The sequence below is a fragment of the Mesorhizobium sp. P2_E7 genome, assembly GCF_056403855.1.
Map to the genome: position 1 here is coordinate 28,911 of NZ_JBFUER010000002.1, position 12,745 is coordinate 41,655.

Consider the following 12,745-nt stretch of genomic DNA (forward strand, 5'->3'; position numbering starts at 1 on the left):
TGGGGGCAGTCGGATGAGCTTCGAGGCATACCTCAATTGCTTTGAAGGTGGCGAAGAGAGCTTCTTCCCCACGGCGATCGTCGAGGATGCCTTCGCGCAGTTCATCACCAGGCGTGAGGCTGAGTTCTGGGTCGTTACCTATGACGATGCTTCGTCGGCCGACCTCTATCTCAATTTCGACCCCGGCGATGCCTCGCAATGTTCCGGCTTCACCGTCGCGCGGCCAGCGGACGATCCGCGCCTCTACGAGGCCCTGTGGAAAATCCTGCGCGTCACCAACTCGGTCGTTTATTGCGCTGGAGAATGCCCGCCGATGGTTGGGCGTGCCGAAACCCTACCCCACCTGGACCCGGATATGGTCGAGACACTGGGAAGTCCTGTTGTCGTTCTCGATGGGGACGAGATTCGCAAGCGGTTTGAACAGTCTTAGGCAGGTCAGGCTCTTTTCGAAGAAGCAGCGTCCGGCCCGCATTCCGAACCGGACGCCTGTGCGTTTATTCCGCGGGAACGGCGGTCGCGTCGCATTCTTCGAGGTCGCACGTGTGGGTGGCCAGGCTGCGCTGGCCAATCAACACCGTGAGCAATGCGATAACCCCTGCAGCCACCGAGACCCAGAACCCGTTCCGGGCGCCGAATTCATCGACCACCGCGCCGGCGGCAAACGATCCCAGCGCCATGCCGATGCCTATGCCGGTCATCACCCAGGTAATGCCTTCGGTCAGCATCGCTTCGGGCACGTGCCGCTCGATCAGGCCGAAGGCAGTGATGAAGGTCGGCGAGATCGCCACGCCGCTGATGAACACGGTCAGCGCCAAGAGCGGCACTGAGTCGGCGGTGAGCGGCAGCAGCGTGCCGAGCGCGACCAAGGCGACCGCAATGGCCAACTGGCGTTGCAGCGGCGCCTTCAGATTGAGCGCGCCGACGACGAGGCCGAGCACGAACGATCCCAGCGCATAGACGCCGATGACCAGGCTGGCGGCGCCCGGCTGGCCGAGTTCCTTGGTGATCGCCACCGTGCTCACTTCCGTCGTCGCAAAGGTCGCGCCAATGAAGATCAGGGCAAAGGTGATGATCTGCACCGGCCGCAGCCGGATTGCCGAGCCGCTCGTGACATGATCCACCGGCCGGACTTGCGGTTCGGTCGAACGCTGCAGGATGAAGGCTGTCGAGCCGATAGCGAGGAACAGCGTGCTCACCAGAACACCAGCTTCGGGGAAGAGGGCGGCGCTCAAGCCCACCGACAGCGATGCGCCTGCGATGTAGACGAGTTCGTCCGCAGCCGACTCGAAGGCGAAAGCGGTGTTCATCTGCGGCCGGCCGCGAAAAATCTCGGTCCAGCGCGCGCGCACCATGGCCGGCATGCTGGGCATGGCGGCAGCCGCCAGCGCCGACACGAACAGCGTCCATATGGGCCAGTCCTGATTGGCCGCCGCGATCAGCACCGCGAAGGCGAGCACGGTGACGATGGTGGTGGGCACCACGACCCGCGTCTGGCCAAGGCGGTCGACCAGCCGTGAGATCTGCGGCGCCACAAAAGCGTTGCTCAGCGCGAAGGCCGCCGCGACCGCACCCGCCAGCCAGTATTCGCCGCGCGTTTGCGACAGCATCGCCACGATGCCGATCGGCGCCATGGCGATCGGCAGGCGGGCCAGGAAGCCGGCGGCCGCAAAGCCCTTGGCTCCGGGGGCGCGAAAGATTTCGGCGTAGGGGTTTTGCATGGCTTGGTTCCTCGACAAAGGCCAATTCGACAATTACATACGATGCGTATGATTGTAAGATAGGTCATACGTCGCGTATGTCAATTGGCATACGATGCGTATGTAAGTAGGTCCAGAGCCATGCACAGACCCCGCAAGGAAATGATTGCCGAGACGCGTGCCAAGCTGATTACGGCGGCGCGCAGTGCCTTCGGCACGATCGGCTATGCCGAGGCGTCGATGGACGACTTCACCGCCTCGGCCGGACTGACGCGCGGCGCGCTCTATCACCATTTCGGCGACAAGAAGGGGTTGCTGCAGGCGGTCATCGCCGAAATCGATGCCGAGATGGCGGTCCGCATCAATGAGATCGCGTCGAAGGCGCCGACCCGCTGGCAGCGTTTCGTCGACGAATGCACAACCTATATCGAAATGGCGCTGGAGCCGGAAATCCAGCGCATCATGTTCCGCGATGGCCCAGCCGTGCTCGGCGATCCGGCGCAATGGCCGAACGCCAATGCCTGCGTCGGTTCAATGACCGATCATCTGACCAGTCTTCAGCAGGAGGGGGTGGTCGTCCCTGGCGTCGACCCCGAGACCGCCGCGCGTCTGATCAACGGCGCCAGCAGCCAGGCAGCGCAGCGGATCGCCAATTCCAACGACCCCGAAGCGACGTCAAAGGCCGTGGTGGCCGCCTTCAAGCAGCTGCTCGAAGGGTTGCTGAAAAAGCAGGGTTCACAGCCGGTCTGAAATCACACCGGCCGATACCCGGCATTTGCCGATGTTGACAATTCCGGGCCCAGGATCATCCTCGCCGTCCATTCTCTGAGGGGAGATTCGGGCATGTGGGATTTCGATATAGGCAGGTCGGTGTCCATCATGATCAGGACATGGCCCTTCATCGTCTTTCGTATGATCGTCTATTTCGGCATCACGCTCGCCTATATCGTGGCGACCGGCAGCGGCGCCTCGGTCGGCTATGGCGTCGGCCACATCTCCACCGATCCTGACGGGCCGCTGTCCTTCGCGCTCTGGGGCGGCATCGTCGGCATCGGCGTCGTTTCGATCGCGCTCTACTGGGTCCGCGAATACATCCTCTACGTCGTCAAGGCCGGCCATATCGCCGTCATGGTCCATCTGATCGACGGCCGTGACATCCCCAATGGCCAGGACCAGATCGCCTACGCCAAGGATGTGGTGAAGGAGCGTTTCGCCGAGGCCAACATCCTTTTCGTGGTCGACCAGTTGGTCAAGGGCGCCATCCGCGCCATCACCGGCCTGATCGGCGGCATAGCCGCCTTCCTGCCCATTCCGGGGCTCGGCGGCCTTGTCTCGTTCATCAACACGGTGATCCGCCTGTCGCTGACCTATGTCGACGAGATCATCCTCGGCTACAACATCCGCATTAATTCATCCACGCCCTTCGAGACAGCCAGGCAAGGCGTCGTGCTCTATGCCCAGAACGGCAAGACCATGGTCAAGAACGCCGTCTGGCTGGCGGTCATCATGTGGGGCGTCTCCTTCGTCATCTTCCTTTTGATGCTGGCGCCGGCCGCCGCCATCATGTGGTTCATTCCGGGGCAGCTCGGCGGCTGGGCCTTCGTGCTGGCGATCCTGCTGGCCTGGGCCTTCAAGGCGGCATTCATCGAACCCTTCGCCATCGCCTGCCTGATGCAGGTCTATTTCAAGACCATTGAAGGCCAGGTGCCGAACGCCGAATGGGACCAGCGGCTGGCCGAGGCGTCGTCCAAGTTCCGGGAGCTCAGGGACAAGGCGCTGGCCTCATTCGGCGGCTCGCGCTGGACGCAGCCGAGCACCTAAACCCTGTTGAACGTCGGGGCGGCGCGGCGTCAAACCATGGTCAAAGCGGCCGGGCGCGCCTATATCGGGTCATGGTCACAAGGCTCTACACCCATCCGATCTTCCTCGAACACCTGACGCCGCCCGGTCATCCGGAGCGACCCGACCGCTTGCGCGCCATCGAGCGCGTGCTCGACGACGAGGCTTTTGCCGCGCTCGATCGGGTCACGGCGCAGCAAGGCGACGAGGCCACCATCCTTTATGCCCACCCCGAGGATTTCGTCGCCCGCGTCCGCGCTGCGATCCCTGAAAGCGGCATCGCCGCAATCGACGCCGACACCAGCGCCAGCCCGAAAAGCTGGCAGGCGGTGGTCACCGCCATTGGCGCGGCAAATGCCGCCGTCGACGACGTCTTCGAAGGCCGCGTCGCCAACGCCTTTGTTGCCGCGCGTCCGCCCGGCCATCATGCCGAAAAGACCACGGCGATGGGGTTCTGCCTGTTCAACACCGCGGCCATCGCGGCCCGCTATGCCCAGAAGAAACATGGCGCCGAGCGCGTCGCCATCGTCGACTGGGACGTCCATCACGGCAACGGCACGCAGGACATCTTCTGGGACGATCCCTCGGTGCTCTATTGTTCGACGCACCAGATGCCGCTCTATCCCGGCACCGGCGCCAAGACCGAAACCGGCGCCGGAAACATCGTCAACGCGCCGCTGGCGCCGCAGACCGGCTCGGACATGTTCCGCGATGCCTTGCTGTCGCGCGTCCTGCCGGCGCTCGACAATTTTGCGCCAGACCTGATCATTATTTCCGCCGGTTTCGACGCCCACCATCGCGACCCGCTGGCCGAGATCAACCTCAGCGAAGACGATTTCGACTGGGCGACCGGCCAGTTGCTGGAACGCGCCGGGCGCCACAGCGGCAACCGGCTCGTCAGCTTGCTCGAGGGCGGCTACGATCTGCAGGGATTGGCATTTTCGGTCGCCGCCCATGTCGGGCGGCTGATGAAGGGATAAAGCATGGCTGGCGAAGCAAATGAAGACGTCAAGGCGATGAGCTTCGAGCAGGCACTCGACGCGCTGGAAAAGATCGTCGATGATCTCGAACGCGGCGACGTGCCGCTCGATCAGTCGATCAGGATCTATGAACGCGGCGAGGCGCTGAAGGCCCATTGCGACCGGCTGCTGAAGTCGGCCGAAGACAAGGTCGAGAAGATCAGGCTGTCGCGTGACGGCAAGCCGGTGGGAACCGAGCCGCTCGACGCGGAGTAATTTGTCAAACGGGGCGGGCAGAGAAAGCAGGTAAGGAGTTCAAGCATGTGCAGAAACATCAAGACCCTGTTCAACTTCGATCCGCCGGCAACCCATGACGAGATCCGCGACGCCGCCCTTCAGTTCGTGCGCAAATTGAGCGGGACGACGCGCCCTTCGCAGCGCAACCAGGCGGCCTTCGACCGCGCCGTCGAGGCGATCGCTGAATCGGCGCATGAATTGTTGCATTCGCTCGAAACCAACCATCATCCGCGCAATCGCGAAGAGGTGGCGGCCAAGGCAAAAGCCAAATCGGCGCTGCGCTTCGCCTGAGGATATCCAGATGAGTTTTTTCCCCGGCAGGGATCCTGAGCCTGGTGACGCCTTCGCCAGCGACCAGATCGAGCTGATGGTCATTCCGAACGCCAAGGACATTGACGGTTTTCAGGTTCGCCGCGCTCTGCCGACGGCAAGGCGGCGCCTGGTCGGTCCCTTCATCTTCTTCGATCGCATGGGTCCGGCCATATTGCGCGCCGGCCAGGCGCTCGATGTCCGGCCGCACCCGCATATCGGGCTTTCCACCGTCACCTATCTGTTCGACGGCAAGATCAGGCACCGCGACTCGCTCGGCACCGAGATGGTCATCCAGCCCGGCGATGTGAATTTGATGACCGCCGGCCGCGGCATCGTTCATTCCGAGCGCACGCCCAACGAACTGCGCGGCGCGCCGATGTCGGTCTCCGGCCTGCAGACCTGGCTGGCGCTGCCCGACGGTAAGGAGGAGGTGGCGCCGGTGTTCGAGAACACCGCGGCGCTCCATCTGCCCGAAATCGACGCCGAAGGCGTCAGCGGTCGCGTGGTGATCGGCGATTTCTCTGGTTTGCGCTCGCCGGTAAGAGCCGACACCGAGACACTCTACGCCGATCTGCGCCTGGCGCCCGGCGCCAGTGTGAAAATTCCCGCCGACGCCGAGGAACGCGCCATCTACACGCTGGACGGCGATGTCTCGATATCGGGCGACCGCTTTCCGGCCGAGCGTCTGCTGGTGTTCCGGCCCGGCGACGAACTCGTCGTCTCATCCGAACGCGGCGCCCATTTCATGTTGTTCGGTGGGGCATCGCTCGGCTCCCCACGCCACATCTGGTGGAACTTCGTCTCGTCGTCGAAGGAGCGTATCGAACAGGCCAAGCAAGAATGGAAGACGGGCCGCTTCGATATCGTTCCTGGAGATGAGGAAGAGTTCATTCCGTTACCGGGCAATTAACGCCAGCTTCACCCGCGTCACTGACACGCATTTACATTCGGGCGGCGCAGGCATATTTCGCCCATGATCAACGCGCATGAACGAAAATAGCTGGGCAGGCTCCTAAACAGTGAACGCAACGCTGCACACGCCGCTTCTCGACAAGGTCCGCATTCCCGCCGACCTGAAGAAGCTTGACGAAAGCGAGCTGCCGCAGCTGGCCTCGGAGCTGCGTGCCGAGCTGATCGATGCCGTCTCGCATACGGGCGGGCATCTCGGCGCCGGCCTCGGTGTCGTCGAACTGACCGTGGCGCTGCACTATGTTTTCAACACGCCGGAAGACCGGGTGATCTGGGATGTCGGCCACCAGGCCTACCCGCACAAGATCCTGACCGGCCGCCGCGACCGCATCCGCACGCTGCGCCAGGAGGGCGGCCTGTCCGGCTTCACCCGGCGCGCCGAGAGCGAATACGACCCGTTCGGCGCCGCGCACTCCTCGACCTCGATTTCCGCCGGCCTCGGCATGGCCATGGCGCGCGACCTCTCCGGCGGCAACAACAATGTCATTGCCGTCATTGGCGACGGCGCCATGTCGGCCGGCATGGCCTTCGAGGCATTGAACAATGCCGGCGCGCTCGATGCCCGCCTGATCGTCATCCTCAACGACAACGACATGTCGATCGCACCGCCGACCGGCGCCATGAGCGCCTATCTGGCGCGGCTCGCTTCAGGGAAGACCTATCTCGGCCTGCGCGATTTCGGCAAGAAACTGACCTCCTATCTCGGCAAGCGCGCCGATCGCGCCATCACGCGGGCGGTCGAACATGCGCGCGGCTACGTCACCGGCGGCACGCTGTTCGAGGAGCTTGGCTTCTACCATATCGGGCCGATCGACGGGCACAATCTCGAACATCTGATCCCGGTCTTGAAGAATGTCCGCGACCATGCCGACGGCCCGGTGCTGATCCATGTCGTGACTCAGAAGGGCAAGGGTTACGGCCCGGCCGAGGCCGCGCCCGACAAATATCATGGCGTCAACAAGTTCGACGTCATCACCGGCGCGCAGACCAAGGCGCCGGCCAACGCGCCGGCCTACACAAAGGTGTTCGCCGAAAGCCTGATCCAGGAAGCGCGGCTGGACGACCGCATCGTCGCCGTCACCGCCGCCATGCCGAACGGCACCGGCCTTGACCTGTTCGGCGAAGCGTTTCCGACCCGGACCTTCGATGTCGGCATCGCCGAGCAGCACGCGGTGACCTTTGCCGCCGGCCTCGCCACCGAAGGTTACAAGCCCTTCGCCGCCATCTATTCGACCTTCCTACAGCGCGCCTACGACCAGGTCGTCCACGACGTGGCGATCCAGAAACTGCCGGTGCGCTTCCCGATCGACCGCGCCGGCTTTGTCGGCGCCGACGGCGCCACCCATTGCGGCGCCTTCGACACCACGTTTTTGGCGACGCTGCCGGGCTTTGTGGTGATGGCGGCCGCCGACGAGGCGGAGCTTCGCCACATGGTGCGCACCGCCGCCTATTATGACGAAGGCCCGATCGCCTTCCGCTATCCGCGCGGCAATGGCGTCGGCGTCGACATGCCGGAGCGCGGCTCGCTGCTCGAAATCGGCAAGGGCCGCATTGTCAAGGAAGGCACCAAGGTGGCGCTGTTGTCCTTCGGCACGCGCTTGCAGGATTGCCTGATCGCCGCCGAGGAACTCGGCGCGGCTGGGCTTTCGACGACGGTTGCCGACGCCCGCTTCGCCAAGCCGCTCGACGAGGATCTGATCCGCCGTCTTGCCCGCTCGCACGAAGTGCTGGTGACGGTGGAAGAGGGCGCTGTCGGCGGCTTCGCCAGCCATGTGCTGCAGTTCCTCGCCCATGAAGGCCTGCTGGAAAGCGGCCTGAAAGTGCGGCCGCTGGTGCTGCCGGACGAGTTCACCGACCACGCCAAACCGGAAAAAATGTATGCCGACGCCGGGCTCGATGCCGCCGGCATCGTGCGCACGGTGTTTGTGGCGCTCGGCCATTCCGCCCGCGCGCAGCGCGCCTGAACAAATCTCGCGCACCGCGCCTGAATCAAAATCTCAAGCCTTTGAAGCGGTTTGCCGGCTTCCTTCCGTAACATTCTGTTAACGCTCCCCTTTGGCGTTTCGCTTACCGTGTCTTTTGGCCGTTTTTCAACGCCGCCCTGCTAAAACGCGACCAAGGCAGGGAGTTAAAAACAATGCGAACGCTTCTGTGCGGCGTGGCCTTTTTGGCTGTCATCGCCGCGCCGGCCGTGGCCGAAACGCGCTACGACCGCAAGCTCGAACAGGCGGTGGTCGAGATCGTCGCCGGTAAGATGGGCAACATCAGGGGCGGCTTCTCCTACAAGCAGGTGCCGCAGTTCGTCGTCGTGTCGGACGCTCCTGTCGCGCCTGTCGAGCCGCCGCGCAAGCAGGCCTCGGGCGATGCGGGTGACGGCTTGGTGCCCGCCGTCGAACGGCCGGTTTCGCGCACTATTTTCTAGAGCCTGTTCCATCCCGATGGGATCGGGATGGGGCTCTATCTCTTTTGCTTGAGCATGATCTCCGGACAAAACGGTTCCCGTTTGTCTGAGAAAACCGGTTCCCACTTTTCGGGATCATGCTTAAAACCACATATCGCGCACGCAGCGGCCATCGCGTGGCAGGTCATCGTAGGTATCGAGACCGTCGAAATGATCGATCGGCAGGTCGGCGACCGCCTCCGGCGGCGCCAGCCTGACATTGACGGCGATCCGCGTGCGGCCGCTGGAGCCGGTGCGCATTCCGCGCCAGGCGAGCACACAGGCACAGGTCGGGCAAAACAGGATCTCCAGCGACGGCTCGTCTTTCCCAGCGCGGGTGTAGGAACGCAGAGGTCCCGCAACCCGGATGCGCTCATCGACAAAATCATAGGCCCACAGCGTGCCATAGCGGCGGCAAAGCGTGCAGTTGCAGGCGGTGATCGGGCCGGGGTCGCCCTCCAGGGTCCAGTGGGCAGCGCCGCAATGGCAGGTTCCCGTCAGCATTCGTTCTCCTCCGCATTGCCCGAGCCATCCCGCCCAGGCATCTTGCCGGACCGCGTGCGATTATCAACTGGCGGCGGCCGGCCAGCTTCTCTCGTCCCCCAATGTCCTTGCCTTCGCGACCGGCTTTCGCCATGAAGGCCAATGAACTCCCCTCTGCCAGCCAGCACACGCCAGCGGCTCGACGAATTGCTCGTCCAGCGCGGCCTGTTTGCGAGCCGCTCTCGCGCCCGCGATGCGGTCGAGCGTGGTACCGTGACGGTCGACGGCGTGGTCGCCCGCAAGCCCGGCCAGACGGTTCTGCCGCAATGTCTCATCGCCATCGACGACCCGGCGCAGGGCTATGTCTCGCGCGCGGCGCTGAAGCTGATTGCCGGGCTCGACCATTTCAGTCTCGATCCCGCGGGTAGCGAAGCCCTTGATATCGGCGCCTCGACCGGCGGCTTCACGCAGGTGCTGCTTGAGCGGGGAGCGGCCCACGTTACGGCGATCGATGTCGGCCACGGCCAGATGCATCCCGAAGTCTCGAGCGATCCGCGCGTTACCGTGATCGAGGGATTGAATGCCCGCGAACTCACCGTCGCCGATCTCGGCGGCCGTATCCCGGATTTCATCGTTTCCGACGTCAGCTTCATTTCGCTGAAACTGGCGATGCCACCGGCGCTCGCCATTGCCAGGCCGGGAGCTCGTGCGGTGTTTCTGGTCAAGCCGCAGTTCGAGGCTGGCCGCGAGGCGATCGGCAAGGGCGGCCTGCTGAAGGATCCTTTCGATGCCGCCCGCGTTGCCGGCCTGCTGCAGGAATGGCTCGAAAACATTCCAGGTTGGCGCACGCTGGGCCTGCACATGTCGCCGATAGAAGGCGGCGACGGCAACCGCGAATTCCTGCTCGGTGGGATCAAGGACCGATGAGCACGCGCTTCACCATCAAGAGATTGGGCTCGCAAGGCGACGGCGTCGCCGAGACGGAAACCGGCGAGTTGTTCATTCCCTTCACATTGCCTAGCGAAATCGTCACCGCGGCGCGCGAGCGGGATCGCGCCACGCTAATGGCGGTGCTGGAGACGTCGCCGCTGCGCATAGAGCCGGCCTGCCGGCATTTCACCGAATGCGGCGGCTGCGCCGTCCAGCATCTGCAAGCCGACGCTTACCAGCAATGGAAGCGCGACAAGGTTGTGCACGCGCTGAAGGGCATTGCCGGCAACATCGGCGCCTTGGTGCCATGTGCGCCACACACGCGCCGCCGCGTCGTGCTTGCCGCCCGGCGCGCCGACACGGGCATGTTGCTTGGCTTCCATCGCCATCTGTCGCCGGACATCATCCCCATCGACGAGTGTCCGATCTCGCTGCCGGAGATCGTTGCCGCGCTCGATCGCTTGCGATCGGTCGCCGACCTGGTTTGCGCCACCTCCAAATCGTTCCGCATGGCGGTCACAGTTACGGGTTCGGGCCTTGACGTCGCGGTCTATGAGTCTGGCAAGCTGGGCGAGAACCAGCGTCGGGTCGCTTCCAATTTCGTCATGGCCAATGGATTTGCCCGGCTTTCGATCGACGACGAGATCGTCATCGAGCCGAAAAAACCGGTGGTCATGTTCGGCACCGTCGCTGTCGCCGTGCCGCCCGGCGCCTTTCTGCAGGCAACCGAAGCCGCCGAGCAGGCGATGGCCGATATCGTTGGCGGACATCTGAAACGCGCCAAGAAAGTCGCCGATCTTTTCGCCGGCTGCGGCAGCTTCGCGCTCCGGCTGGCGGCGAAATCCGAGGTCCATGCGGTCGAAGGCGATGCGGCCGCCCTTTCAGCGCTCGACCGCGGATCACGCTTCGCGACCGGCCTCAAGCGGGTAACCGGCGAACGCCGCGACCTGTTCCGGCGCCCGCTGACGTTCAAGGAGCTGAATGCCTTCGACGGCGTCGTCTTCGACCCGCCGCGCGCCGGCGCCGAGGACCAGTCGAAGCAGATCGCCCGCTCGGACGTGCCGTTCGTCGCCGCCGTCTCCTGCAATCCGGTGACGCTGGCCCGGGATCTACGCATCCTCATGGATGGCGGCTACAGCTTGAAAAGCGTCACGCCGATCGACCAGTTCCTGTGGTCGCCGCATGTCGAGGCCGTGGCGCTGCTGGAGAAGCCGAAGCGGCGGCGCTAGAGCAATTCCAGGAAAAGTGTGAAGCGGTTTTCCCGGGAAAAGCGCACAGCGCTTTCCCTTGGGAATTGCGAAAAAACAAAGCCTAGCTCGGCGACAGTCGCTTCGATGTGCCGCCGCGTTGGTTGATCGACACCCAGGTGTTTGGGTTCTGCTGCGACTGGCGTTTCAGGAAGTAATAGCCCGTGGCGTTCCAGGGCCTGATCTCATCGACCAGATTGTCCAGCACAAGATCGCCCTTGTCGGTCTTCACCGTCAGGATGGTGTGGCCTTCATTGTTGAGGTCGCGCACCACCGTCATCAGCAGTGCCTGCCGCGGGAACCCCGCTTGCAGAAGCAGCTTGCGCTTGTAGAGCGCGTAGATCTTGCAGTCGCCCTTGCCGTCCACCGGATAGTCCCAGTGGTCCTCCATCGTGCCCCAGTGATCGAAGTTGCTGACCGGCTTGATGGACCTGTTCGCCTTCAGATTGACCCGCTTGAGGATGCTCAGCTTCTGCGGGGTCAGCTTGATGTCAGCGGCCGGCAACGCGGGCACCTTGCACTCTTTTGGCCGGCGGTGGCAGAAATCGACCCAACCGTAGGGAACGCTGGTGCTTCCGCCGACAGCGGCGGCAGGTTGCGTCGACCGCGCCTTGAACCATGTCGTCTGTGCCGCCGCCGGGCCAGCCAGCAGCGCTGTCGCGCCAATCAACGAAATGAAGCCAAGGAAGAGAGTCAGGACGCCCGGGGAACGTCGCATTGCCATCACCAACACCAACACCGCAACGAGGAAGCAGGTACTGCGGTTGTGCGGGAACGGCAGCCCAGGCAGTTGAACAGTTACTAATTTCCTAATGGAATTGTGTTCACTTCAAGGTGCCCAGAGGGATTCGAAACGCAAGCGTCAGCCCGTCCCTGACAAAATACGCTCCACGAAAGCCGGTACCACTTGCGTCGCCGGTCCCTCCAACTGCTCGTCGAAACGCGAGGCCCAGCCGGCGCATTTCAGGTTGAGCTCGACCGTAAGCGCCCCGGCGGCGCGCGCCTCCTCGACAAAGCCTGCCGCCGGATAGACGCTGCCGCTGGTGCCGATCGCGGCAAACAGGTCGCAGTCGGCAAGTGCTGCGCCTATCTCTTCCATGCGGTAGGGCATTTCACCGAACCAGACCACGTCAGGCCGCAACCGGCTCTCTGCGCCGCAGGCAGGGCATTTCGACTGGACGGCGATGTCGTCGGCCCAGGCGCTGCTTTGTCCGCAGGCCTGGCACAGCGCGCGGCCAAGCGCACCATGCATATGGATCAGCTTTTGCGATCCGGCGCGCTCATGCAGATCGTCAATGTTCTGCGTGACGAGCAGGACGCCACCAGGCAGTTCGCGCTCGAGCCGGGCGAGCGCGATATGGGCGGCGTTGGGCTCGACGCTGCCCATCTGCCGCCGGCGCATATTGTAGAAATCCTGCACCTTGGCCGGGTCACGGGCAAAGCCTTGCGGCGTCGCAACGTCTTCGAGGTTGAATTTCGCCCAGACGCCGTCGGGATCGCGGAAGGTGGCGACGCCCGATTCCGCCGAAATGCCGGCCCCTGTCAGAATGACGATCTTGGACATGTTGCGGC

The 12,745-nt window shown here is 63.8% G+C and carries 15 protein-coding genes; 11 read left to right on the plus strand and 4 right to left on the minus strand.

What is annotated here, in order from left to right:
* Positions 1–13 precede the first annotated feature (13 nt).
* Positions 14–430: a hypothetical protein gene (locus AC1DYC_RS17220; protein WP_477408400.1), complete on the plus strand. Its 417-nt coding sequence runs from the start codon at positions 14–16 to the stop codon at positions 428–430.
* Between the two features lie 64 nt (positions 431–494).
* Here the strand turns inward: AC1DYC_RS17220 and AC1DYC_RS17225 are convergent, their stop codons facing one another.
* Positions 495–1,718, minus strand: coding sequence for an MFS transporter (locus tag AC1DYC_RS17225; RefSeq protein ID WP_477408402.1), 1,224 nt, complete (start codon positions 1,716–1,718; stop codon positions 495–497).
* Between the two features lie 120 nt (positions 1,719–1,838).
* Between AC1DYC_RS17225 and AC1DYC_RS17230 the strand changes: the two genes are divergently transcribed.
* From AC1DYC_RS17230 to AC1DYC_RS17265, 8 genes are all read left to right on the plus strand, one after another.
* Positions 1,839–2,447, plus strand: coding sequence for a TetR/AcrR family transcriptional regulator (locus tag AC1DYC_RS17230; RefSeq protein WP_477408404.1), 609 nt, complete (start codon positions 1,839–1,841; stop codon positions 2,445–2,447).
* Between the two features lie 93 nt (positions 2,448–2,540).
* Positions 2,541–3,518 (plus strand): hypothetical protein, encoded by a 978-nt coding sequence (locus AC1DYC_RS17235; protein ID WP_477408406.1) that lies wholly within the window; start codon positions 2,541–2,543, stop codon positions 3,516–3,518.
* Positions 3,519–3,589: 71 nt separating this feature from the next.
* The gene (locus tag AC1DYC_RS17240) at positions 3,590–4,516 is read left to right on the plus strand and encodes a histone deacetylase family protein (RefSeq protein WP_477408408.1); all 927 of its coding nucleotides are present in this window, start codon (positions 3,590–3,592) and stop codon (positions 4,514–4,516) included.
* 3 nt (positions 4,517–4,519) lie between these two features.
* Positions 4,520–4,771, plus strand: coding sequence for an exodeoxyribonuclease VII small subunit (locus AC1DYC_RS17245; RefSeq protein WP_142866766.1), 252 nt, complete (start codon positions 4,520–4,522; stop codon positions 4,769–4,771).
* Between the two features lie 45 nt (positions 4,772–4,816).
* Positions 4,817–5,083: a DUF2277 domain-containing protein gene (locus tag AC1DYC_RS17250; protein ID WP_112563862.1), complete on the plus strand. Its 267-nt coding sequence runs from the start codon at positions 4,817–4,819 to the stop codon at positions 5,081–5,083.
* 10 nt (positions 5,084–5,093) lie between these two features.
* A complete protein-coding gene (locus tag AC1DYC_RS17255; RefSeq protein ID WP_477408410.1) occupies positions 5,094–6,014 on the plus strand; it encodes a pirin family protein in 921 nt (306 codons plus the stop codon).
* 109 nt (positions 6,015–6,123) lie between these two features.
* On the plus strand, positions 6,124–8,037 hold the full coding sequence (dxs, locus tag AC1DYC_RS17260) for a 1-deoxy-D-xylulose-5-phosphate synthase (protein WP_477408412.1): 1,914 nt from the start codon (positions 6,124–6,126) through the stop codon (positions 8,035–8,037).
* A gap of 173 nt (positions 8,038–8,210) precedes the next feature.
* Positions 8,211–8,495 carry a hypothetical protein gene (locus tag AC1DYC_RS17265; RefSeq protein WP_477408414.1) on the plus strand — a complete coding sequence of 95 codons (285 nt, stop codon included), beginning with the start codon at positions 8,211–8,213 and terminating at the stop codon, positions 8,493–8,495.
* Between the two features lie 120 nt (positions 8,496–8,615).
* Here the strand turns inward: AC1DYC_RS17265 and AC1DYC_RS17270 are convergent, their stop codons facing one another.
* A complete protein-coding gene (locus AC1DYC_RS17270) occupies positions 8,616–9,017 on the minus strand; it encodes a GFA family protein (protein ID WP_477408416.1) in 402 nt (133 codons plus the stop codon).
* A gap of 141 nt (positions 9,018–9,158) precedes the next feature.
* On the opposite strand from AC1DYC_RS17270, the gene AC1DYC_RS17275 reads away from it, so the two are divergent.
* Positions 9,159–9,923 carry a TlyA family RNA methyltransferase gene (locus AC1DYC_RS17275; RefSeq protein WP_477408418.1) on the plus strand — a complete coding sequence of 255 codons (765 nt, stop codon included), beginning with the start codon at positions 9,159–9,161 and terminating at the stop codon, positions 9,921–9,923.
* Positions 9,920–11,155 (plus strand): class I SAM-dependent RNA methyltransferase, encoded by a 1,236-nt coding sequence (locus AC1DYC_RS17280; protein WP_477408420.1) that lies wholly within the window; start codon positions 9,920–9,922, stop codon positions 11,153–11,155. The genes AC1DYC_RS17275 and AC1DYC_RS17280 overlap by 4 nt, the downstream gene beginning before the upstream one ends.
* Before the next feature lie 82 nt (positions 11,156–11,237).
* Here the strand turns inward: AC1DYC_RS17280 and AC1DYC_RS17285 are convergent, their stop codons facing one another.
* Together AC1DYC_RS17285 and AC1DYC_RS17290 are read right to left on the minus strand one after the other, a co-directional pair.
* The gene (locus tag AC1DYC_RS17285) at positions 11,238–11,891 is read right to left on the minus strand and encodes a transglutaminase-like cysteine peptidase (RefSeq protein ID WP_477408422.1); all 654 of its coding nucleotides are present in this window, start codon (positions 11,889–11,891) and stop codon (positions 11,238–11,240) included.
* A 144-nt stretch (positions 11,892–12,035) separates the two neighbouring features.
* Positions 12,036–12,737, minus strand: coding sequence for an NAD-dependent deacylase (locus tag AC1DYC_RS17290; RefSeq protein WP_477408424.1), 702 nt, complete (start codon positions 12,735–12,737; stop codon positions 12,036–12,038).
* Between the last annotated feature and the right edge of the window lie 8 nt (positions 12,738–12,745).

Bases quoted from the DNA above. Each gene is read 5' to 3' on its own strand.
- AC1DYC_RS17220 (WP_477408400.1), top strand. From the start codon at position 14: ATGAGCTTCGAGGCATACCTCAATTGCTTTGAAGGTGGCGAAGAGAGC.
- AC1DYC_RS17225 (WP_477408402.1), bottom strand. From the start codon at position 1,718: ATGCAAAACCCCTACGCCGAAATCTTTCGCGCCCCCGGAGCCAAGGGC.
- AC1DYC_RS17230 (WP_477408404.1), top strand. From the start codon at position 1,839: ATGCACAGACCCCGCAAGGAAATGATTGCCGAGACGCGTGCCAAGCTG.
- AC1DYC_RS17235 (WP_477408406.1), top strand. From the start codon at position 2,541: ATGTGGGATTTCGATATAGGCAGGTCGGTGTCCATCATGATCAGGACA.
- AC1DYC_RS17240 (WP_477408408.1), top strand. From the start codon at position 3,590: ATGGTCACAAGGCTCTACACCCATCCGATCTTCCTCGAACACCTGACG.
- AC1DYC_RS17245 (WP_142866766.1), top strand. From the start codon at position 4,520: ATGGCTGGCGAAGCAAATGAAGACGTCAAGGCGATGAGCTTCGAGCAG.
- AC1DYC_RS17250 (WP_112563862.1), top strand. From the start codon at position 4,817: ATGTGCAGAAACATCAAGACCCTGTTCAACTTCGATCCGCCGGCAACC.
- AC1DYC_RS17255 (WP_477408410.1), top strand. From the start codon at position 5,094: ATGAGTTTTTTCCCCGGCAGGGATCCTGAGCCTGGTGACGCCTTCGCC.
- AC1DYC_RS17265 (WP_477408414.1), top strand. From the start codon at position 8,211: ATGCGAACGCTTCTGTGCGGCGTGGCCTTTTTGGCTGTCATCGCCGCG.
- AC1DYC_RS17270 (WP_477408416.1), bottom strand. From the start codon at position 9,017: ATGCTGACGGGAACCTGCCATTGCGGCGCTGCCCACTGGACCCTGGAG.
- AC1DYC_RS17275 (WP_477408418.1), top strand. From the start codon at position 9,159: ATGAACTCCCCTCTGCCAGCCAGCACACGCCAGCGGCTCGACGAATTG.
- AC1DYC_RS17280 (WP_477408420.1), top strand. From the start codon at position 9,920: ATGAGCACGCGCTTCACCATCAAGAGATTGGGCTCGCAAGGCGACGGC.
- AC1DYC_RS17285 (WP_477408422.1), bottom strand. From the start codon at position 11,891: ATGCGACGTTCCCCGGGCGTCCTGACTCTCTTCCTTGGCTTCATTTCG.
- AC1DYC_RS17290 (WP_477408424.1), bottom strand. From the start codon at position 12,737: ATGTCCAAGATCGTCATTCTGACAGGGGCCGGCATTTCGGCGGAATCG.